Origin of the sequence: Streptomyces sp. NPDC012637 (assembly GCF_042954805.1) — a bacterium.
In the GTDB taxonomy this organism is placed as follows: domain Bacteria; phylum Actinomycetota; class Actinomycetes; order Streptomycetales; family Streptomycetaceae; genus Streptomyces.
Genome location: NZ_JBIBDS010000003.1, coordinates 797,668 through 817,244, shown reverse-complemented (window position 1 = coordinate 817,244; position 19,577 = coordinate 797,668). Strand labels below are relative to the sequence as shown.

General features: G+C 73.3%; 22 protein-coding genes. 10 read left to right on the top strand and 12 right to left on the bottom strand.

The genetic code is table 11. The features are described 5' to 3' along the window. Positions 1-3: 3 nt before the first annotated feature. Together ACFY8W_RS16770 and ACFY8W_RS16765 are read right to left on the bottom strand one after the other, a co-directional pair. Entirely contained in the window at positions 4-888 is an 885-nt protein-coding gene (locus tag ACFY8W_RS16770; RefSeq protein WP_391105424.1) for an SDR family NAD(P)-dependent oxidoreductase, read from the bottom strand. Next, entirely contained in the window at positions 888-1,688 is an 801-nt protein-coding gene (locus ACFY8W_RS16765; RefSeq protein WP_391105422.1) for an acetoacetate decarboxylase family protein, read from the bottom strand. Before ACFY8W_RS16765 ends, ACFY8W_RS16770 begins: the two co-directional genes overlap by 1 nt. Before the next feature lie 103 nt (positions 1,689-1,791). On the opposite strand from ACFY8W_RS16765, the gene ACFY8W_RS16760 reads away from it, so the two are divergent. The 6 genes from ACFY8W_RS16760 to ACFY8W_RS16735 all read left to right on the top strand — a co-directional run bounded on the left by ACFY8W_RS16760 (position 1,792) and on the right by ACFY8W_RS16735 (position 7,340). Continuing rightward, a complete protein-coding gene (locus ACFY8W_RS16760; protein WP_391105420.1) occupies positions 1,792-2,442 on the top strand; it encodes a TetR family transcriptional regulator in 651 nt (216 codons plus the stop codon). A gap of 46 nt (positions 2,443-2,488) precedes the next feature. After that, positions 2,489-3,463, top strand: a complete 975-nt coding sequence (locus tag ACFY8W_RS16755) for a DEDDh family exonuclease (protein WP_391105418.1) — start codon at positions 2,489-2,491, stop codon at positions 3,461-3,463. Positions 3,464-3,544: 81 nt separating this feature from the next. Continuing rightward, a complete protein-coding gene (locus ACFY8W_RS16750) occupies positions 3,545-3,778 on the top strand; it encodes a hypothetical protein (protein WP_391105416.1) in 234 nt (77 codons plus the stop codon). 92 nt (positions 3,779-3,870) lie between these two features. Beyond that, positions 3,871-4,683, top strand: coding sequence for an SURF1 family cytochrome oxidase biogenesis protein (locus ACFY8W_RS16745; protein WP_391105415.1), 813 nt, complete (start codon positions 3,871-3,873; stop codon positions 4,681-4,683). A 106-nt stretch (positions 4,684-4,789) separates the two neighbouring features. Continuing rightward, complete coding sequence (locus ACFY8W_RS16740) at positions 4,790-6,580, top strand: glycoside hydrolase family 15 protein (RefSeq protein ID WP_391105413.1); 1,791 nt, start codon at positions 4,790-4,792, stop codon at positions 6,578-6,580. A 4-nt stretch (positions 6,581-6,584) separates the two neighbouring features. Further along, complete coding sequence (locus tag ACFY8W_RS16735; RefSeq protein ID WP_391105411.1) at positions 6,585-7,340, top strand: SDR family oxidoreductase; 756 nt, start codon at positions 6,585-6,587, stop codon at positions 7,338-7,340. Positions 7,341-7,352: 12 nt separating this feature from the next. On the opposite strand, the gene amaP is transcribed toward ACFY8W_RS16735, so the two are convergent. Genes amaP through ACFY8W_RS16710 form a run of 5 tightly spaced genes read right to left on the bottom strand, consistent with a single transcriptional unit; the run spans position 7,353 to position 9,665 of the window. Further along, on the bottom strand, positions 7,353-7,931 hold the full coding sequence (gene amaP / locus ACFY8W_RS16730) for an alkaline shock response membrane anchor protein AmaP (RefSeq protein ID WP_391105577.1): 579 nt from the start codon (positions 7,929-7,931) through the stop codon (positions 7,353-7,355). A 13-nt stretch (positions 7,932-7,944) separates the two neighbouring features. After that, positions 7,945-8,559 (bottom strand): DUF6286 domain-containing protein, encoded by a 615-nt coding sequence (locus ACFY8W_RS16725; protein ID WP_391105409.1) that lies wholly within the window; start codon positions 8,557-8,559, stop codon positions 7,945-7,947. Positions 8,560-8,606: 47 nt separating this feature from the next. After that, positions 8,607-8,966 (bottom strand): Asp23/Gls24 family envelope stress response protein, encoded by a 360-nt coding sequence (locus ACFY8W_RS16720; RefSeq protein WP_391105575.1) that lies wholly within the window; start codon positions 8,964-8,966, stop codon positions 8,607-8,609. Positions 8,967-8,981: 15 nt separating this feature from the next. Beyond that, on the bottom strand, positions 8,982-9,173 hold the full coding sequence (locus ACFY8W_RS16715; RefSeq protein ID WP_384413197.1) for a hypothetical protein: 192 nt from the start codon (positions 9,171-9,173) through the stop codon (positions 8,982-8,984). A 30-nt stretch (positions 9,174-9,203) separates the two neighbouring features. Next, a complete protein-coding gene (locus ACFY8W_RS16710) occupies positions 9,204-9,665 on the bottom strand; it encodes an Asp23/Gls24 family envelope stress response protein (protein WP_391105407.1) in 462 nt (153 codons plus the stop codon). 88 nt (positions 9,666-9,753) lie between these two features. Here ACFY8W_RS16710 and ACFY8W_RS16705 point away from each other — a divergent pair, with 88 nt between their 5' ends. Beyond that, complete coding sequence (locus ACFY8W_RS16705) at positions 9,754-10,464, top strand: hypothetical protein (protein ID WP_391105405.1); 711 nt, start codon at positions 9,754-9,756, stop codon at positions 10,462-10,464. A gap of 11 nt (positions 10,465-10,475) precedes the next feature. Here the strand turns inward: ACFY8W_RS16705 and ACFY8W_RS16700 are convergent, their stop codons facing one another. The 3 genes from ACFY8W_RS16700 to ACFY8W_RS16690 all read right to left on the bottom strand — a co-directional run bounded on the left by ACFY8W_RS16700 (position 10,476) and on the right by ACFY8W_RS16690 (position 13,600). Then, positions 10,476-11,285 (bottom strand): enoyl-CoA hydratase-related protein, encoded by an 810-nt coding sequence (locus ACFY8W_RS16700; protein ID WP_391105403.1) that lies wholly within the window; start codon positions 11,283-11,285, stop codon positions 10,476-10,478. Positions 11,286-11,426: 141 nt separating this feature from the next. Beyond that, a complete protein-coding gene (locus ACFY8W_RS16695) occupies positions 11,427-11,648 on the bottom strand; it encodes a helix-turn-helix domain-containing protein (RefSeq protein WP_006123601.1) in 222 nt (73 codons plus the stop codon). A gap of 353 nt (positions 11,649-12,001) precedes the next feature. Beyond that, the gene (locus ACFY8W_RS16690; protein ID WP_391105401.1) at positions 12,002-13,600 is read right to left on the bottom strand and encodes an ATP-binding cassette domain-containing protein; all 1,599 of its coding nucleotides are present in this window, start codon (positions 13,598-13,600) and stop codon (positions 12,002-12,004) included. Between the two features lie 268 nt (positions 13,601-13,868). Here ACFY8W_RS16690 and ACFY8W_RS16685 point away from each other — a divergent pair, with 268 nt between their 5' ends. Together ACFY8W_RS16685 and ACFY8W_RS16680 are read left to right on the top strand one after the other, a co-directional pair. After that, complete coding sequence (locus ACFY8W_RS16685; RefSeq protein ID WP_391105399.1) at positions 13,869-14,759, top strand: neutral zinc metallopeptidase; 891 nt, start codon at positions 13,869-13,871, stop codon at positions 14,757-14,759. Between the two features lie 96 nt (positions 14,760-14,855). Further along, positions 14,856-15,257: a VOC family protein gene (locus ACFY8W_RS16680; protein WP_391105397.1), complete on the top strand. Its 402-nt coding sequence runs from the start codon at positions 14,856-14,858 to the stop codon at positions 15,255-15,257. Positions 15,258-15,270: 13 nt separating this feature from the next. Here ACFY8W_RS16680 and ACFY8W_RS16675 read toward each other — a convergent pair whose 3' ends face one another. Together ACFY8W_RS16675 and ACFY8W_RS16670 are read right to left on the bottom strand one after the other, a co-directional pair. Beyond that, complete coding sequence (locus ACFY8W_RS16675; protein ID WP_391105395.1) at positions 15,271-16,653, bottom strand: hypothetical protein; 1,383 nt, start codon at positions 16,651-16,653, stop codon at positions 15,271-15,273. Between the two features lie 164 nt (positions 16,654-16,817). Then, complete coding sequence (locus tag ACFY8W_RS16670) at positions 16,818-17,945, bottom strand: alpha/beta hydrolase (protein ID WP_391105393.1); 1,128 nt, start codon at positions 17,943-17,945, stop codon at positions 16,818-16,820. A gap of 349 nt (positions 17,946-18,294) precedes the next feature. On the opposite strand from ACFY8W_RS16670, the gene ACFY8W_RS16665 reads away from it, so the two are divergent. After that, entirely contained in the window at positions 18,295-19,572 is a 1,278-nt protein-coding gene (locus ACFY8W_RS16665; RefSeq protein ID WP_391105391.1) for an inorganic phosphate transporter, read from the top strand. Positions 19,573-19,577: the final 5 nt, after the last annotated feature.

The following is a 19,577-nucleotide window of genomic DNA, read 5'->3' as shown; positions in this document are numbered from 1 at the left end:
CGGTCAGTCGAGAATGAAGCTCTCCAGATAGGACGGGTCGGCGCGGTCGAGCATCGACTGCGAACGCGCCCTGATCTGCCGGTCGCTGTGCTCGCTCGCCGGGAGCATCCAGAACCGGTCGGCCCTGATCCCGTCGACGACGTGCCCGGCGACCTCCTCGACCGGTGTGAAGGCGACCTCGTGCCCGGCCTCCTTCATCGCGGCCTCCCACTGGTCGAGGCTGCGGTACGGGGTCCTGCGCGGGCGCTCCTTGGCGAAGCGCTCGGGCCGGTTGCGGTGCGACTCCCACAGGCCGGTGCGCAGCATGTGCGGGCCGGGGAAGAGGACCGAGGCGCCGACGCGGGCCCGTTCCGCCTTCAGGTGCGCGTAGAGCGACTCGGTCATGGTGACCACGGCGGACTTGGTGACGGCGTAGACGGAGGCGGTGGGCAGCGGGGCGATGCCGCCGTCGCCGGAGGAGGTGTTGACGACGTGGCCCGGCTCGCCGCCGGCGATCATCCGGGGCACGAAGGCCTGGATGCCGTGGAAGACGCCCCACACGTTGACGGCGAAGGCCCACTTCCAGTCGTTCGGCTCGTGCTCCCACATGCGGCCTTCGGCACCGGAGCCGACGCCCGCGTTGTTGCACAGCACGTGGACGGCGCCGAAGGTCTCGTACGCGGCGTCGGCGAAGGCACGTACGGAGTCGGGCTCGCTGACGTCGACGGTACGGGCGAGGATCTGTGCCCCCTCCTCCATGAGCTCCTCGGCGGCCCTGGCGAGCGGCGCCTCCTCGACGTCGCCGAGGACCACCGCGAGGCCCTCGGCGGCGAAGCGGCGGGCCATGGCGAGGCCGATGCCGCTCGCCGCGCCGGTGACGACGGCGACCTGTCCCTCACGGAGTTCCATCAGCCGGCGCTCCCTTCCGGCGGCGCGTCCAGCGCCTGCTGCGGGTCGTCGTAGCGCTGGTGGAGGTAGGGCAGGAGGTCCTGGGCGCTGACGCGTTCGACGACCCTGCCCTTCTGGTCGGTGGTCTTCTCGCCGATGGTGATCTCGACCAGCCGGCGCACCGGGAGGTCGGCGACCGGGTCGTACATCGACTCGCGCAGCACGACGTCGCCGGTGACCCGCTCCAGCTTGCGCACCTTCTCGTTGCGCACGCAGTGGACGAGGACGGGGTCGCCGTCGAAGCCTGATCCGTCCACGGCGGGCAGGAACTTGAAGTAGAAGTCGGTCTTCTCGGCGGGCTCGGGCGGCGGCAGCTGCCCGGACACCGCGCCGCGCACCTCGACGAAGGCGATGCCGTGCCGGGCGAGCGAGGCGCGGACCACCAGGCCGTCGCGCTCGACGAGGACCTCGCCGAGCTTCTTCGGCTCGCCGAAGACCTCGCGCCCGCCGGTCAGGGCGCGCTCGTGGGTCATCGGCATGACCAGCGGGTACCAGCCCTCCTGGTCGCCGTGGGCGGCGGCGACGGCGACGGATCCGGCGCCGAGCGGATAGCCGGGCAGGTCGACCTTGCTGATGTTGGCGCGGACCAGCGGGCGCCCGGTCGGTTTGAGCGGCGGCGGCAGGACGGCCGCCACGACGTCCGGGTCGGTCTCCCAGACGGCGACGACCCCGGTGGACCAGATGTCGGGAAGCCCGGCGCTCCGCGCACGGGTCGCGGCGATCTCCGCCTCGGTGCGCGCCCCGTACCGTACTCGTGCCATGACGTACCACCCTTCGGGAAGGCATCGGCCTGTAACACAGTTACACCGGCGGTCCGGAAGGGTAAAGGCCCGTGCACACACGGGAGTTGGGGGATCGCATCCGATGGCACGCAGCGCGCTGACCCGCGACGAGGTCCTGGACGCCGCCGCCGCCCTGGTCAGGGAGCACGGCCCGGCCGCCCTCACCATGCGCCGTCTCGCCGCCGAGCTCGGCACCGCCGTCACGTCGATCTACTGGCACGTCGGCAACCGGGAGTCGCTGCTCGACGCCCTCGTCGAGCGCACCGTCGCCGACCTCGGCACCCTGCGCCCGCGCGGCGCCGACCCGGCCGAGCGGATCGTCTCGGTGGCCGTCCTGCTGCGCCGCGCGCTGCGCGAGCGGCCGCACCTGGTCGCGATGGTCCACGAACGCGGTCTGACGGAACGCATGTTCCTGCCCGCCCAGCGCGCCCTGGTCCACGAGGCCCACGCGGCCGGACTGCGCGGCGCCCGGGCCGCCGAACTGGTCCGCGCGGTCCAGTTCCAGGTCGTCGGCCACGTCCTGGTCGAGCGCAACCGCGAGCGCTCGCCCGCCCAGTCGCCCGCCGAGACGGACCTGTGGGCGGCGGAGACGGCCGCCGGCACCGCCGAGGCGGACCCGCCCCTCGCCCGCGCGCTCGCGGCCCCGATCGACACCGAGCGCCTGTTCCCGGTGGCGGTACGGGCACTGGTGACGGGTCTTCTGCGGGACGGGAGCGACCGGATCCGGTCATGAAACCGGACACCGGGGACCGCGCTGTCGGTCGCGGGCCGTATTCTCAGTGACCATGCTCGACGACCGTACGACAGCAGCGACGTGGCCGGCCGCGTACCCACAGGGGTACGCGGTCGTCGACGTGGAGACCACCGGCCTCGCCCGCGACGACCGGATAGTGTCGGCTGCCGTCTACCGGCTGGACGCCCAGGGGAACGTGGAGGACCACTGGTACACGCTGGTCAACCCCGAGCGCGATCCGGGGCCGGTGTGGATCCACGGGCTCACCAGCGACGTCCTCGAAGGCGCGCCGCTCTTTCCGGAGATCGCCGAGGAGTTCTCGGCCCGTCTGGACGGCCGGGTGCTCGTGGCCCACAACGCGATGTTCGACTGGCAGATGATCGCCCGCGAGTACGCGCGGGCGGAGAGCGCCGCGCCCGTGCGGCAGCGGCTGTGCACCATCGCGCTGTCCAAGGAACTGTCCCTGCCGCTGCCGAACCACAAGCTGGAGTCGCTGGCCGCGCACTTCGGCGTCGTGCAGCAGCGGGCGCACAACGCGCTCGACGACGCCCGGGTGCTCGCGGAGGCCTTCCGCCCGAGCCTGCACGCCGCCGCCGAGCGGAACGTGCGGCTGCCGCTGCTCGAGTGCCGGCCGCTGACCGAGTGGGCGCCGTCCCCCGAGCGGCCGCGGATCGGATACCAGGCCTCGTACCGGGCGAACACCTGGCGGCCCTCGCGGAAGCGGCCGCCGTGCCCGTATCCGAACCCCGGACGTTACGAGTCGGACAAACCGCTCAAGCAGGGCATGCGCGTGGCGTTCTCCGGCGACACCTCGATCGACCGCGAACTCCTGGAGGACCGCGCGGTCGAGGCGGGTCTGCACGTGGCGAGCAGTGTGTCGCGGCTCACCAGCCTCCTCGTCACCAACGACCCGGACTCGGCCACCGGCAAGACCCTGAAGGCGAAGTCGTACGGCACGCCGGTCGTCGACGAGGCCGCCTTCACCCAGCTGCTGCGCGACGTGGCACCGGCAGACGAGTGACGACGGCAGACGAGTGACGGAGCGGCGCGGGCCGGGCGCGTCGCCCGGCCTTCACCCTCCCCCGGCCCCACCCTGTGGCGCATGGCACGTTGTGAGGTCTGCGGAAACGATTACGGCATGTCCTTCGAGGTGCACGCGCAGGGCGCGGTGCACGTCTTCGACTGCTTCGCCTGCGCCATCCACCGCATGGCGCCCATCTGCGAGCACTGCCGGGTCCAGATCATCGGCCAGGGCGTCGAGGTCCAGGGCAGCTGGTTCTGCGGCGGCCACTGCGCCCGCGCGGAGGGGAGGGTGGGCATCGTCGACAAGGTGTGACGAAACGATCCTCTGCACGATCCTCCGGTCACCGGCCCGGTGACCGGAACCCCCGTGCGGTCACCCCGTGGCCCGAGTTGTACGGTCATGGGGTGTACCGCTTCCTGTTGTCCCGGCAGTGGGTGATCCTCACCCTCGTAGCCCTCGTCCTCATCCCCGTGATGATCGAGCTGGGCTTCTGGCAGTTCCACCGGCACGAGCGCCGGGTCGCCCAGAACGCCCTGATCGCGGACAACCTCGCGGCGAAGCCCGTCCCCGTCGAGGAGCTCACCTCCCCGGGGCACACCGTCCCGCGCGCCGACTACTGGCGGCACGTGACCGCCACCGGCACCTTCGACACCGCGCACGAGGTCGTCGTGCGCCGCCGCGTCTCGACGAGCGAGCGGGTCGGCTTCCACGTCCTGACCCCGCTGGTCCTCGCGGACGGCAAGGTCGTCATGGTCAACCGCGGCTGGATCCCGGCCGCGGACGACCAGCGGGCCTACCCGGAGGTGCCGCCCGCGCCGAAGGGCGAGGTCACCGTCACGGGCCGGCTGATGGCCGACGAGACCACCGGCGCCAGCGGCATCAAGGACCTGAAGGGCCTGCCGGACCGTCAGGTCATGCTCATCGACAGCAGGCAGCAGGCCGCACTGCTCGGCCGCAGCGTGGTCGGCGGCTACATCGAGCAGACCGCCCCGGCGCCGGCCGGAGACATCCCCGAGCAGATCCCCGACCCCGACCACGACTCGATCGGCGCGCACATGGCGTACGCGATCCAGTGGTGGCTGTTCACCGCCGGGGTCCCGGTCGGCTGGGTGATCCTGGTCCGCCGCGAGAAGCGGGACCGGGAGGCGGCGGCCCGCACGGCGGACGAGGCGGACGAGGCGGAGGGAACGCCCGAGCCCGCCGGGGCGAACGCCTAGGGCCCCTCCGGCGCCGCTCCGCCGGACGGCCCCGGGCCCGGCACCGCACTTCCCGGCAGGCGCCCGGGCTGATTGACCGTCGCCGCTTCCGGGAACAGCCCAAAGCGTGACGCAACGTATCGACGACTACGCCCTCATCGGCGATCTCCAGACCGCCGCGCTCGTCGGCCGCGACGGGTCGATCGACTGGCTGTGTCTGCCCCGCTTCGACTCCGCCGCCTGTTTCGCCGCCCTCCTCGGCGACGAGAACAACGGCCACTGGCGGGTCGCGCCCAAGGGCGCCACGACCTGTTCGAGCCGCCGGTACGCCGAGGACAGCCTGGTCCTGGAGACCGTCTGGGAGACCCGTACCGGGTCGGTCAAGGTCGTCGACTTCATGCCGCAGCGCGACAAGGCCCCCGACGTCGTGCGGATCGTGGAGGGCGTCAGCGGGACCGTCGAGATGAGCGCGGTGCTGCGGCTGCGCTTCGACTACGGCTCGATCGTCCCGTGGGTGCGCCGCGCCGACGGCCACCGGGTGGCCGTCGCCGGGCCGGACTCCGTGTGGCTGCGCAGCGAGCCGCCGGTGAAGACCTGGGGCCAGCAGTACGCGACCTGCTCCTCCTTCACGGTCGGCGCGGGCGACAAGGTGGCGTTCGTCCTCACCTGGCACCCCTCCCACGAACCGCGCCCGGAGCTCGTCGACCCGTTCGACGCCCTGGAGCAGTCGCTCGCCGACTGGCGCGCGTGGGCCGCCCGCTGCACGTACCAGGGCCCGTACCGGGACACCGTCGTCCGCTCCCTGATCACCCTCAAGGCGCTCACCTACGCCCCGACCGGCGGCATCGTCGCCGCGCCCACCACCTCCCTGCCGGAGGAGCTCGGCGGCGTGCGGAACTGGGACTACCGGGCCTGCTGGCTGCGGGACTCCTCGCTGACCCTCGGCGCCCTGCTGTCCGCCGGCTACGTCGACGAGGCGGCGGCCTGGCGCGACTGGCTGCTGCGCGCGGTGGCCGGCGACCCGGCCGACCTCCAGATCATGTACGGCCCGGCCGGCGAGCGCCGGCTGCCCGAGACGACGCTGCCCTGGCTGCGCGGCTACGCGGACTCGGCGCCCGTACGGATCGGGAACGCGGCCGTGGAGCAGCTCCAGCTCGACGTCTACGGCGAGGTCATGGACTCGCTGTACCGGGCGCGGAGGGCCGGCATCCCGGCGGAGCGGCACGCCTGGAACCTCCAGCTGAGCCTGCTGGGCTTCCTGGAGTCGACCTGGCGGGAGCCCGACGAGGGGCTGTGGGAGGTGCGCGGGCCGCGCCGGCACTTCGTGCACTCCAAGGTCATGGCCTGGGTGGCGGCCGACCGGGCGGTGCGCACCCTGGAGGAGGATCCCTCGCTGCCGGGGGACGCGGCACGCTGGCGGGCGATGCGGGACGAGATCCACGCGGAGGTGTGCGCGAAGGGCTACGACCCGGAGCGGAACACCTTCACGCAGGCGTACGGCTCGCGCGAGCTGGACGCGGCGACGCTGCTGATCCCGTTGGTGGGCTTCCTTCCGCCGGACGATCCGTGGGTGGTGGGGACGGTCGACGCGGTGCGGGCGGAGCTCATGCACGGCGGTTTCCTGCGCCGCTACTCGACGGACGGCGTCCCGGTCGACGGACTGCCGGGGACGGAGGGCACGTTCCTGGTGTGCTCGTTCTGGCTGGCGGACGCGCTGCGGCTGACCGGCCGGTCGAAGGAGGCGCGCGAGCTGTTCGACCGCCTCGCCGGGCTGTGCAGCGACGTGGGCCTGCTGGCCGAGGAGTACGACCCGGTGACGGGCCGCCAGCTGGGGAACTTCCCTCAGGCCTTCAGCCACATCGGGCTCGTGGGCACCGCCCTCGCGCTGGCCGCCGAGGACGACGACGCGGCAGGATAGGCCCATGGATCTTGGACTGAAGGACCGTGTGTACGTGGTGACCGGCGCGACCCGCGGGCTCGGCCGGGCCTCGGCGGAGGCGCTGCTCGCGGAGGGCGCGAAGGTGCTGCTGACCGGGCGCGAGGAGAAGACGGTCGCCGAGGCGGCGGACGGGCTCGGGCCGGGCGCGGCGGGCGTCGCCGCCGACAACGCCGACCCGGGGACCCCGGCCCGGCTGATCGCGGAGGCGCGGTCCCGGTTCGGCGGCTTCGACGGCATCCTGATCAGCGTGGGCGGCCCGGCGCCGGGCTTCGCCGCCGACAACACCGACGAGGAGTGGGCGGCCGCCTTCGACACGGTCTTCCTGGGCGCGGTGCGGCTGGCCAGGGCGGCGGCCGAGGCACTGCCGGAGGGCGGCGTCATCGGCTTCGTGCTGTCCGGTTCCGTGCACGAGCCGATCACGGGCCTGACCATCTCCAACGGTCTGCGGCCGGGTCTGGCCGGCTTCGCCAAGTCCCTCGCCAACGACCTGGGCCCGCGCGGCATCCGGGTCGTGGGCCTGCTGCCGAGCCGGATCGACACGGACCGGGTCCGCGCGCTCGACGCCCTGTCGGGTGACGCGGACGCCTCCCGCGCGGCCAACGAGGCGGCGATCCCGCTGCGTCGTTACGGCACTCCGGAGGAGTTCGGCCGCACGGCCGCGTTCCTGCTGTCCCCCGCCGCCTCCTACCTCACGGGCGTGATGCTCCCGGTGGACGGCGGCGCGCGCAGCGGCTTCTGAGCGGACGGGGGGTCACGTCACCCGGCGGGCGCGGTGCTTGACGGCGCGCAGCCGGGCCTCGGTGGGCAGGGAGGTCAGGCCCGCGGACGTACGGGCGTTGCCGAGGGCCTGGGTCGCCAGGGTCGTCAGCGCGTCGGCCGGGGAAGCGTACGGCTCCAGGAGCAGGGCGACGCGGGTCCGGGGCGCGGTGCGGCGGCCGGTGAGCGCGACGCGGGCCCGGGCCACGCCCTCCTGGGCCGTCGCGTCGGCCTCCAGGACGGTCTCCAGGGCCCGGCCGCGCAGGACGGCGTCCTCGCCGTCGCCGCTGTCGACCAGCACCTCGCGGAGCCGGGCTCGCCGGAACTGGGCGATCAGCCACCACAGGGCGAGCAGCACGACGACGCCGAGCACGGCGATGACGACCGGCCACCACCAGCTCTCGTCGCGCCAGTGCTGCCGCTGGGAGCGGGTGAGCAGCACGTCGTCGGGGCCCGACCAGGGCCACCACGACGGTACGGAGAGGTCGAGGCCGGCCGCGAGCACCGCACCGCCGCCGACGAGCAGCAGCAGTCCGGCGAGGGCCAGCACGATCCGGTTGACGCGCCGGAGCACCCGGGTCACCGCGTCACCCCTTCCTGGGCGGCCGGGCCACCCTCACCGTCAGGGCCGGCGGGTGCGCCAGCCCCAGTTCGTCGATGCCGCCCGCGAGGACGGTCTCCAGGTCCGCGCGGACCTCGTCGAGTTCGCGGAAGTGGGAGACGGCCCGGACGTTGACCTTGGACCGGCCGGTCCTGACCCGCACCGACTGGACGCCGGAGACCTCCATGGCGCGGTCGCGCAGCGCGAGCCCGGCGGCCTCGCGGTCGAGCCCGGCGCGGACGTCGGCGTGCTCGCGCCGCATGGGGAGCACGGCCCGCAGACCTGGGGTGAGCGCGAGGACCAGCAGCCAGATACCGAGCACCGCCGCGACGCCCGCCCCGATGAGCACCCAGACGTCGTCGAGCGGCCGGGTGGCCAGGTCGTCGGCGAGGGAGCGGCGCCAGGCCATGGCGCTGTGCTCGGCGCGTACGGCGGCCACGTCGTACAGGAGCAGTCCGGCGCCGCCGAGGACGACGGCGGCGAGGAGGGCGGCCGGGATGCGCCGCACGGCCCAGAAACGGCGCACGGTCGTCCCGGGTGCCGCCTCGCGGGGCCGGTCCTTCGCGAGCACGGGCACGTGCTCGGACCCGGATGTGGGCATGGGACCGGGCATGGCCCCGTGCGTGGCCCCCGGGTCGGGCTGGGTGCTCATTTCAGACGTCCCCGCTTCCGGTCGTGGGCCGTGTGCGCCGAGTGCAGCCGTTCGACGTGCACGGCGACCTCGTGGACCTCGATGCCGGCCAGCGTCTCCACCCGGTGGCGGACCCGGCCGCGCACCGCGCCGCACTGGCGGCCGACGTCGGTGGGATAGTCCAGCTCGACACTGACCGAGACCCGGGCGACGTCCCGGTGGACGACCACCGACGCCTGGGGTGGGCGACCGTCCTTCGGGACGGCGTCCACCGCCTCACGGGCCGCCCGGGCCGCGATCTTGGCGACGACCCGGTCGGCGATCGTCGTCGCTCCCCGGGCGGCCGCGCCCACCGGTTCCTCGCGCTGTGCCACCAGGTCCGGCACCCCCGGTCACCGCCTCCGGTCGCCGCGCTCGCGGCCCCGGAAGAGGTCGCCGGGTTCCAGGTCGCCGTCGAGGAACCGCCCGACGACGAACCCGACCGCGCCGAGCGCCGCGATCAACAGGAAGGCGCCGAAACCGCCGAAGTACCCGGCGAAGCCGAGCGCCATGCCGGCCAGCAGGCCGACCACCGCCATGCTCATGTTGAGCCCTTTCCGCCGGCCGGTCAGCGGCTACTGGAGCCGCGTCTCCGGCTCTTCTTCCTCGTCCTCCGGCAGCTTGACGTCGCTGACGGCGATGTTGACCTCGACGACCTCGAGGCTGGTCATCCGCTCGACGGCGGCGATGACGTTCTCACGGACCGCGCCGGCGACGTCGGAGATGGAGACGCCGTAGTCGACGACGATCTCCAGGTCGAGCGCGGTCTGCACCTCGCCGACCTCGGCCTTCACGCCCCTGGTGACGCCGGACTTCCCGCTGCCCCCACCGGGCACGCGGTCGCGGACCGCGCCCAGGGTGCGGGAGAGACCGCTGCCCATGGCGTGGACGCCGACGACGTCGCGGGCGGCCAGGCCCGCGATCTTCTCGACGACGCCGTCGGCGATCGTGGTACGGCCCCGGGACGCGGGATCGCCGCCGCCGCGCTTGGTCACCGGGTTCTGCTGGTCGGAGTGCGCGCTGTCAGCCATCGCCATCCGTCCTTCCGTGAGGCTTTTGCCCTTGTTCGACCCACCCTAAGGGCGCTTGCCCGGTCTCGCGCCAGAGATGCGGCAGGCTGGAGGAATGATGACGGACCGGTTGTTGCCGCTCGGCGAGGCGGCGGACGGCGCGTGGATCGCGGAGCGGACGGTACGGGCGACGCTGATGGCGGCGGCCCGTGGAGTGCGGGGCGTGGCGCCGGAGCGCCCGCGCTTCCGGCTCGCGGAAGGCCGCGCCCCGGACAGCGACGCAGGGGGCTCACCCGGCGGGGCCGCCCCGGACCCCTCGGGCGGAGAAGCCCCGGGTTCCCCGGGCGGAGACGCCCCCTTGCCCGTGCCGCCGGGCGGGCTGCCGCCCGCTCCGCTGCGGATCACGCTGGACTTCGCGGCCGTGGCGGGCCGCCCGCTGCGGGAGCTCGCGGACCGGCTGCGGACCGCGCTGCTCGAGACGGCGGAGGGCTCGCTGGGCCTGTCGGTGGCGGAGGTGGACCTGCGGGTGACGGACCTCCTCGACGCGCCCCCGGAATTCGCCGCCCCCACTGAGCCGCCCGGGGGAACCTCGCCGCCCGCACCCGACGATCCCGCCGCGCTCGCGGCCCTCGCGGTGCCGGGCGTGGCCGCCCTGACCGACGCCTTCGGCGGCCCGGTCACCCGGACGGCCGCGGGAGTGCGCGTCGAGGTGGCGGTGACGTCGGGCCACCGGCCCCTCGACGTGGCCCGGGCCCTCCGGACGGCCGTGACCGCCGCCGCCCCGGGGGCGACGACGGTCACGGTGGTGGTGTCGGACGTGCGGTGAGGTCGGCTCGCTCAGTCGCCGAGGCCCGCCAGGTCGCGCAGCCGGCGCGCCTGGGCGGCGCGCTCGGCGACGCGCTGCTCCTCGTACGACCGGCCGGAGACGCCCTGGAGCAGGGCCTTGGTCTCGATGACGGCGGAGCGCGGCGCGGCGAGCAGCGCGGTGCCGAGGTCCCGTACGGCACCGTCGAGTTCGGCCGCGGGCACGGCGAGGTTGGCGAGGCCGATGCGCTCGGCCTCCTCGGCGCGGACGAAGCGGCCGGTCACGCAGATCTCCAGGGCGCGGGCGTAGCCCACGAGGGAGACGAGCGGGTGCGTGCCGGTGAGGTCCGGCACGAGGCCCAGGCTGGTCTCGCGCATGGCGAACTGCACGTCGTCGGCGACGACCCGCAGGTCGCAGGCGAGGGCCAGCTGGAAGCCGGCGCCGATGGCGTGTCCCTGGACGGCCGCGATCGACACGATGTCGCTGCGGCGCCACCAGGTGAAAGCCTCCTGGTACTCGGCGATGAGCGCGTCGAGGTCCGCGTCGGGCCCGTGCGCCATCTCCAGGAAGGACGGCTCGCCGTCGAAGCCCTCGGGCGTGAACGCCTGCCGGTCGAGGCCGGCGGAGAAGGACTGGCCCTCACCGCGCAGGACCACGACCCGCACGCTGCCCGGCAGTGACCGGCCGGCCTCCGTCAACGCCCGCCACAGAGCGGGAGACTGGGCGTTGCGCTTCGCCGGGTTGGTCAGGGTCACCGTGGCAACGGCGTCCTCGACGGTGAGCCGTACACCGTCCTTGTCGAAAACGAGCTCTTCGTGCTCGGAGTCGTCGAGCGTAGTCATGGGGCGCCTCCCGGTTACGGTGCAGCACTGCAGCACTGGTGTGTCAGATGCTAAGTGACTGCACAGTAACCACCCGGTCGACCGCGCGGTCGACCGGGTGGCCACCGAAAGACCCGGTGGACCGGCCAAGCCGCCCCGATGTCAGGCCGAGGCCGCCTTCTTGCCCCGTGTCGCTCCGCCGCGTCCGCGCAGCGTGACTCCGGACTCGCTGAGCATCCGGTGGACGAATCCGTAGGAGCGGCCGGTTTCCTCGGCCAGCGCCCGGATGCTCGCACCGGAGTCGTACTTCTTCTTCAGGTCTGCCGCGAGCTTGTCGCGCGCGGCGCCGGTCACCCGGCTGCCCTTCTTCAGAGTCTCGGCCACCCGTGCCTCCTCATGGGAAGTGCGCTCTGGACTTCTCATGATCACCCCTCCCGGACGTCCTGGCCACCCATTCGACAAGGTCCGTGCCGACAGCTTGGCCCGGGCCGAAGCGACCGACACGACCGGAATTGATCGTTCCGCGGGCTCCGGAACCCGCTCCGGAGCCCCCTCAGCCGGGAAGTCCCAGGTCAGCGCCATCGCGGGCGTACGAGTACGGCGCGAGGCCTGCCGGAAGGATTCCGCAGGCCTCGCGCCGGGGGTACGAGATGCTCTCACTCAGATGAAGGATCACCCATGAGCCGAATGATCCAGCCCGGCATGATCGACCGGGCCGCCGTTCCGGGCCGGCCGGATCAGGCCAGGGCGACCAGGTCGGCGTAGTCCGCGCCCCACAGGTCCTCGACGCCGTCCGGGAGCAGGATGATCCGCTCCGGGTCGAGCGCCTCGACGGCGCCCTCGTCGTGGGTGACGAGCACGACCGCGCCCTTGTACGTGCGCAGCGCGCCGAGGATCTCCTCGCGGCTGGCCGGGTCGAGGTTGTTCGTGGGCTCGTCGAGCAGCAGCACGTTCGCCGAGGAGACCACCAGCGTCGCGAGCGCGAGCCGGGTCTTCTCGCCGCCGGAGAGCACCCCGGCCGGCTTGTCGACGTCGTCACCGGAGAAGAGGAAGGAGCCGAGCACCTTGCGGACCTCGACCAGGTCGAGGTCGGGCGCGGCGGAGCGCATGTTCTCCAGGACCGTGCGGTCCGGGTCGAGGGTCTCGTGCTCCTGGGCGTAGTAGCCGAGCTTGAGGCCGTGACCCGGGGTGACCTCGCCGGTGTCGGGCTGCTCGACGCCGCCGAGCAGCCGGAGCAGGGTGGTCTTGCCGGCGCCGTTGAGGCCGAGGATGACCACGCGCGAGCCCTTGTCGATCGCGAGGTTCACATCGGTGAAGATTTCGAGCGACCCATAGGACTTGGACAGGCCCTCCGCGGTGAGCGGGGTCTTGCCGCAGGGCGCGGGCTCGGGGAAGCGCAGCTTGGCGACCTTGTCGGAGACCCGGACCGCCTCGAGGCCGGAGAGCAGCCGCTCGGCGCGCTTGGCCATGTTCTGGGCGGCGACCGTCTTGGTGGCCTTGGCGCGCATCTTGTCCGCCTGCGAGTTGAGCGCGGCGGCCTTCTTCTCGGCGTTCTGGCGCTCGCGCCTGCGGCGCTTCTCGTCGGCCTCGCGCTGCTGCTGGTAGAGCTTCCAGCCCATGTTGTAGACGTCGATCGTCGAGCGGTTGGCGTCGAGGTAGAAGACCTTGTTGACGACGGTCTCGACCAGGTCGACGTCGTGGGAGATCACGATGAAGCCGCCGCGGTACGTCTTCAGGTAGTCGCGCAGCCAGACGATCGAGTCGGCGTCGAGGTGGTTGGTGGGCTCGTCGAGGAGCAGGGTGTCGGCGTCCGAGAACAGGATCCGGGCGAGCTCGATGCGGCGGCGCTGACCGCCGGAGAGGGTGTGCAGCGGCTGGCCGAGGACCCGGTCCGGCAGACCCAGGGCGGCGGCGATGGTGGAGGCCTCGGCCTCGGCCGCGTAACCGCCCTTGGTGAGGAACTCGGTCTCCTGGCGCTCGTACTGCTTGAGGGCCTTCTCCCGGGTCGCGCCGCTGCCGTTGGCGATGCGCTCCTCGTTCTGCCGCATCTTGCGGATGAGGACGTCGAGGCCGCGGGCGGAGAGGATGCGGTCGCGGGCGAGCACGTCGAGGTCGCCGGTGCGCGGGTCCTGCGGCAGGTAGCCGACCTCGCCGGAGCGGGTGATGGTGCCGCCGGCCGGCTGGCCCTCGCCCGCGAGGCACTTGGTGAGGGTGGTCTTGCCCGCTCCGTTGCGGCCGACGAGGCCGATGCGGTCGCCCTTGGCGACGCGGAACGAAGCGGACTCGATGAGGACGCGGGCGCCGGCGCGCAGCTCGATGCCGGAAGCGGTGATCACGGACAGACTCCAGGGCGGTGGGAAACGGCGGAAAGACGGCTGAAAAGGGCTTCGACGCCGCTAATGCACGGGGAGAATGGCCATGCGGCCAGTCTAACGGGCGCTTGCAACTGCTTTTAGGCCACAGATCACAGGTGACGTAATCCACACGGATCACCGCGATTCCATGGGGATCCGCGCAAGCCCCCGCACTCCACGCATGCCATGCAAAAGGGGTGGAGCACTCCGCGCTGCCCGATACTCGCCACAAACGCGGAGGGCGGTGGCCATGCAGTTCGACGACGACGCCAACCTGGACACCTCGGAGGTCAAGGACGTCCGCGGCAGCCGCGTCCCGGGCGGCAGGGCCACGGTCGGCGGGGGGATCATCGGGCTGATCGCCCTGGTCCTGGGCGTGCTCTTCGGGGTCGGCCCGGAGCAGCTGGGCCTGTCCTCCGGCGGCGACGAACCGGCCGCCACCTCCTCGTCGGCGGCCCAGGTGGCGCAGACGTGCAAGAAGGGCTCGGACGCCAACGCCCGTCAGGACTGCCGGATCGTCGCGGTGGTCAACAGCGTGCAGGACTACTGGCGCTCCGAGTACGCGCGGCGCGGTGGGCGGTACGGGGCCGCGTCGACCGTGATGTTCAGCCGGCGGGTGCCCACGGCCTGCGGCACGGCGAGCTCGGCGGTCGGCCCCTTCTACTGCCCCGGCGACCGGCAGGTCTATCTAGACCTCGGCTTCTTCGACGAGCTGCGCACCGAGTTCGGCGCGACCGGCGGGCCCTTCGCCCAGGCGTACGTGGTGGCGCACGAGTACGGGCACCATGTGCAGAACCTGATGGGCACCCTGGCCCGCGCCCAGGACGGGCGGACCGGGGCGAACTCCGACGCGGTGAGGGTGGAGCTCCAGGCAGACTGCTACGCGGGCGTGTGGGCGCGCCACGCCACGACCACGCCCGACGACAGGACCGGCCGGCCGCTGCTCACCCGGCTCACGGACGAGGACATCCGCGACGGCCTCGACGCGGCGGCCGCGGTGGGCGACGACCGCATCCAGGAGCGCTTCCAGGGCCGGGTCACCCCGGAGAACTGGACCCACGGCTCGGCGGCACAGCGCCGGCAGTGGTTCTCCACCGGCTACACGACGGGTGACATGGCGCGCTGCAACACCTTCCGGTGAGCCTTCCGTCGCCTCCCCCGGGATGTCGGCCCCGACTGCCAGACTGAGACCCAGGTCACACCGTCGACCCGGATCCCACGAGAGGAAGTGATCGGGATGGCCGAGGCCCCTGACATCTGTCCGGCACTGACGTACGACGACGCGAAGGCCGCGATCAGGCAGCTCACGGAGGCGTTCGGGTTCACCGTGGACGCCGTGTACGAGGGCGAGGACGGCCTGGTGGCGCACGCCGAGCTCTCGTACGGCAACGGGAAGGTGATGCTCGGCAGCAAGGGCACGGGCAGCGAGTTCGACAAGCTGATGGCCGGGGCGGGCCCCACCGGGGTGTACGTCCACGTGACCGACGTGGACGCACACCACGAGCGTGCCGTGGCGGCCGGCGCGGAGATCGTGATGCCGCCGACCGACCAGGACTACGGCTCGCGGGACTACATCGCCCGCGACGCCGAGGGCAACGTGTGGAGCTTCGGGACGTACGTCCCCGGCGTCACGGGCTGATCCCGTCCGGAGCTCAGGCCCCGCCCGTGTGGACCTGGAAGGCGGCCCGGCGGACCGCCTTCGCCAGGGCCGGGTCGGGGTGGGCGGCGGCCAGGGCGACCAGGACCTGGACGGTGCGCGGGTGGCCGACGGCCCGGACCTCGTCGAGCAGGGCCGGGACGGTGCCCTGGACGGCCGAGTCGAGGTGCCGTACGAGCAGCGCGCTCTCGCCGTGGTCGGCGACGGCGGCCGCGGTGTCCACCCAGAGCCAGGTCGCCTCCTCACGGGTCAGCACCTCGGGCGCCTCGTCCGGGTCGGCGCCCTCGTACTCGGCGAGCCAGAGCAGCGCGTACGGGCGGAGCGAGACCTCCGCGAGGGCGGCCCGGACCTCGGACTCGGCGGGCGCGCCGACCACCCGCAGGGCCTCGAAGGCGAGGCCGCGCAGCAGGGCGTCCTCGCCGCGGGCGACGGCGAGGAGCTCCGCGACGGCGCTGGAGAGGGTGCGGGCGGCGAGCCAGGCGCGGTACTCGTCGCGGGCCGGTCCCGGAGTGAGCCGGGCGCAGCCGCGCAGCATGTCCTCGGCGGACTGCTCGATGTTGCCGGCCGGGCTCTGGGCGGCCACGCAGATCTGCTCCAGCTTGACCCAGACCGCCCAGTTGCCGAGCGGGGTGAGGGTGGCGTGGCGGCCGTCGGCGCTCGCGCCGAGGGTGAGCGCGCCGACCGCGGCCAGGCCCTCCAGGGCCCAGTCGAGCAGCGCGGGCAGGCCCTCGGCCGCGGGGGCCGGCTCGGCGGGGGCGCCAGGCGCGGGAACCTCGCAGCGCTCCTCGCGGAGCTCCTCGACGCGCTGCTCGAGCAGGTCGAGCAGGCCGGTCACGGTGACGGGCCCGGCGGAGAGCTGGAGCAGCGAGAGGACCTGGGGGACGGCCTCGACGACCTCGGCGACGGCGCCGGGCGCGACGGCATCGGGCGCCGGGTGCACGAGCGACCAGGCGTCGAAGAGGGCGACCCAGCCGCGCAGCACCGCGGAGTCGTCGCGGTCCCAGGCGTGCAGCCGCCAGCCCGGGCGGGCGGAGTCGCCGTGCAGCTCGACGAGTCCGGCGAGCCGGGCCCGGTCCCAGCCGGCCCGGACCTGTCCGGGGGTCAGGTCGAGTGCGGCGGCGGCCGTTTCGCCGTCCGGTGGTGCCGTCTCGGCCCGCCGCTCGACGGCGGCCCAGCGGGCGATCCGTACCGCGTCGGCCAGCACGGCCCGCGCCTGGTGGGCGAGTTCCGCGCGGGGCGGTGTCCCCTCGGGCGGCCGCGGCGCCGGGCGGGTGCGCCGGGTCGTCACGGCCTTTCGTGCGGTGGCGAGGGCCCCCGGACGGACGAGTCGGAGTCTGGAGTTGCGCGCGAAGTGTTCATCGGGCTTTCGAGACGTCACGGAGGGCAGTCTTCCCGCTGACGGCCCGAAAGCCCAATCGGAATCGGCGACGCCGCCACGAGGCCCCCGGCTCCGGCGCCCGGGAGGCCGGACGGGCCCTGGGCCGTCTCTTCCGGATCTCGGCCGGGTCCGCGGCGTGTCCGGCCCGATCCGGAGGAAACGGCCTAGACGAGCGGGGTCAGGAAGCGGCGGAGGGCTTCCTCGTAGCGGAGCGGGTCGGCGTTCCACATGGCCGCGTGCGGGGCGTTGCGGACGGTCGTCAGGGTGACGAGGTCGGGGCGGAGCTCGGCGAGACGCCGGGAGCGGTCCGCGGGGGCGATGCTGTCGTCGGGGCCGTGGAAGAGCAGGACCGGGACGCGCAGGGCGTCGGGGTCGGCGGCCTCCTGGAGCCGGTCGCCGTGGAGGCCGGTCCTGCCCTGGGCGGCGCGGACGGTGAGCGGGAGCAGCGGGGCGGGGACCCGGCGGGCGGCGGCCAGGTTGCGCAGGGTGGCCTCCCAGTCGAGGACCGGGGAGTCGAGGACGAGGCCGCGGATGCGGTCGCGCATCCCGGAGCTCGCTGCGGCGTGCAGGGCCATGGCGGCGCCGGTGCCCCAGCCGTGCAGGACGACGTTCGCGGCGCCGCGGCGGATCGCGTAGCGGATGGCGGCGTCGACGTCGCGCCACTCGGAGTCGCCGAGGTGGGCGAGCCCGTCGGGGGCGTCGGGGGCGCCGGCGTCGCCGCGGTAGGCGGGGATCAGGACGGGGACCTGCCGGCGGTGGAGGAAGGGGAGCAGGTTGAGCGGGTGCTCGCGAGTGGTGCCGAGGCCGTGCAGGGCGATCACCCAGGTGGCGCGCGCTCCGGGGACGAACCAGGAGGGCAGGATGCCGAGCTCCCCGGGGATGTCGACGTCCTCGTAGGGCAGGCCGAGGGCGGTCTCGGGCGTGCCGCAGTGCAGCTGCGGCGTGAGCCGGACCTTGACGCCCGGGCCGAGGGTGCCGAGCTCGACCCGCTCGAGCCGGCGGACCACGGTGTCGGCGGTGTGCGGGACCCGGTCGAGGACGGGGCCGATCACCGCGTGCAGGCCACCGGCCTCGATCCCGTAGGTGCCGGGGCGCAGGGAGGCCAGGCTGCGGGTGAGGGTGATCCGGCCGGGGCCGGTGGCGTGCACGGTGAGCTTCGGATCACCGGGGAAGGGGCGTCCTGACGGCACCCCCAGGGCGGCATCGCTGGCGTAGCGGCCGGCCGCCACCGCGGCCGCGCCGAGGACTGTCACTGTGGTGACGGCCGCTGCCGTCGCTGTAGCCGGGCGCACGCTCCCAGTGTCGGCAGCCCGGCCCCGGCCTGCCACCGGGCGGGCCCCCCTTCGAGTGACGTGCGTCTCCTCGGCGGGTCCTCCGTGCGGCTGAGCCGCGCCCCGGGTTGTCCATGGGGTGATACGGGGTGAGTGTGGTGGAAGCGGCGGGAGTCGTACGCGCCCCGGAAGCGCCCGGATTACCCGGGGTCGCAGGCGACCACATCGTGGACACGCGTACGAATGAAAGTGGAAGCGGAACCTCCGAACCCTGCTTAGGGACACCACTGCGCCCGACCCAGTTCACCTTCCGTTCACTCAGGTTGCCTACGTTCGACGAGCCACTGACGTCAAACGATTGCCTGGGTAAATGGAACACATCACGCTGCTGCTCGCGATTGTGGTCGTGACAGCTCTCGTGTTCGATTTCACGAACGGTTTCCACGACACCGCCAACGCGATGGCGACGACCATCTCGACCGGTGCTCTCAAGCCCAAGACGGCGGTGGCCATGTCCGCCGTGCTGAACCTGGTCGGCGCTTTCCTGTCGGTGGAGGTCGCCAAGACGATCTCCAAGGGACTCGTCAACGAGGAGGGCATCCAACCGGAAGTCATCCTCGCGGCGCTCGTCGGCGCCATCCTCTGGAACCTGGTGACCTGGCTGGTCGGACTGCCGTCCAGTTCCTCCCACGCCCTCATGGGCGGTCTGATCGGCGCGACCGTCGCCTCGATCGGCCTCAGCGGTGTCAACGGTGACGTCGTCGTCACCAAGGTGCTCATCCCGGCGGTCGCCGCCCCGCTCGTCGCCGGCATCGCCGCGATGCTCTCGGCCCGCCTGACGTACCGCCTCGACAAGAAGGCCGACAAGAAGACGACCGACAAGGGCTACCGCGCCGGTCAGATCGCGTCCGCCGGTCTCGTCTCCCTCGCGCACGGCACCAACGACGCCCAGAAGACGATGGGCATCATCACCCTCGCCCTGGTCGCCGGCGGCGTCCTCGCCCCCGGCTCCAACCCGCCCGTCTGGGTCATCGTCTCCGCCGGTCTGGCGATCGCGCTCGGCACCTACCTCGGCGGCTGGCGCATCATCCGCACCATGGGCAAGGGCCTCACCGACCTCCAGCCGCAGCAGGGCTTCGCCGCCCAGACCAGCGCGGCCACCGTCATCCTGGCCTCGTCCCACCTCGGCTTCTCCCTCTCGACCACGCACTCCGTCTCCGGCGCCGTCATGGGCGCGGGCCTCGGCCGCAAGGGCGGCGTCGTCCGCTGGTCGACCGCCACCCGCATGTTCGTCGCCTGGGGTCTGACCCTGCCGGCCGCGGGCCTGGTCGGTGCCGGCTCCGAGTACGTCGCCCGCCAGGGCGACTGGGGCGTCTACGTCGTCGCGGCCTTCCTGGTCGCCTCCTGCATCGGCATCTGGCTCGTCTCCCGCCGCCAGGTCGTCGACCACACCAACGTCAACGACGTCGAGAGCGAGACCGCGTCCGGCACCGAGCCCGCGGGCGTCGTGACCACCGCCATGGCGGCCGTCACCCCGCCGCCGGCCGGCTCCGTCGCCGCCGTCACCGACGAGGACCTGAAGACCACCATCCCCGCCCCGAACCCCGCGGACCCCGCCGCTCCCCCGGCCCCCGCCGCCGCGGTCTGAGGAAC

Coding starts and splice junctions, on each gene's coding strand:
- ACFY8W_RS16735 (WP_391105411.1), top strand. CDS start 6,585: ATGGATCTTGGACTGAAGGACCGTGTGTACGTGGTGACCGGCGCGACC.
- ACFY8W_RS16750 (WP_391105416.1), top strand. CDS start 3,545: ATGGCACGTTGTGAGGTCTGCGGAAACGATTACGGCATGTCCTTCGAG.
- ACFY8W_RS16765 (WP_391105422.1), bottom strand. CDS start 1,688: ATGGCACGAGTACGGTACGGGGCGCGCACCGAGGCGGAGATCGCCGCG.
- ACFY8W_RS16700 (WP_391105403.1), bottom strand. CDS start 11,285: ATGACTACGCTCGACGACTCCGAGCACGAAGAGCTCGTTTTCGACAAG.
- ACFY8W_RS16770 (WP_391105424.1), bottom strand. CDS start 888: ATGGAACTCCGTGAGGGACAGGTCGCCGTCGTCACCGGCGCGGCGAGC.
- ACFY8W_RS16705 (WP_391105405.1), top strand. CDS start 9,754: ATGATGACGGACCGGTTGTTGCCGCTCGGCGAGGCGGCGGACGGCGCG.
- ACFY8W_RS16680 (WP_391105397.1), top strand. CDS start 14,856: ATGGCCGAGGCCCCTGACATCTGTCCGGCACTGACGTACGACGACGCG.
- ACFY8W_RS16760 (WP_391105420.1), top strand. CDS start 1,792: ATGGCACGCAGCGCGCTGACCCGCGACGAGGTCCTGGACGCCGCCGCC.
- ACFY8W_RS16715 (WP_384413197.1), bottom strand. CDS start 9,173: ATGAGCATGGCGGTGGTCGGCCTGCTGGCCGGCATGGCGCTCGGCTTC.
- ACFY8W_RS16685 (WP_391105399.1), top strand. CDS start 13,869: ATGCAGTTCGACGACGACGCCAACCTGGACACCTCGGAGGTCAAGGAC.
- ACFY8W_RS16725 (WP_391105409.1), bottom strand. CDS start 8,559: ATGCCCACATCCGGGTCCGAGCACGTGCCCGTGCTCGCGAAGGACCGG.
- ACFY8W_RS16710 (WP_391105407.1), bottom strand. CDS start 9,665: ATGGCGATGGCTGACAGCGCGCACTCCGACCAGCAGAACCCGGTGACC.
- ACFY8W_RS16665 (WP_391105391.1), top strand. CDS start 18,295: ATGGAACACATCACGCTGCTGCTCGCGATTGTGGTCGTGACAGCTCTC.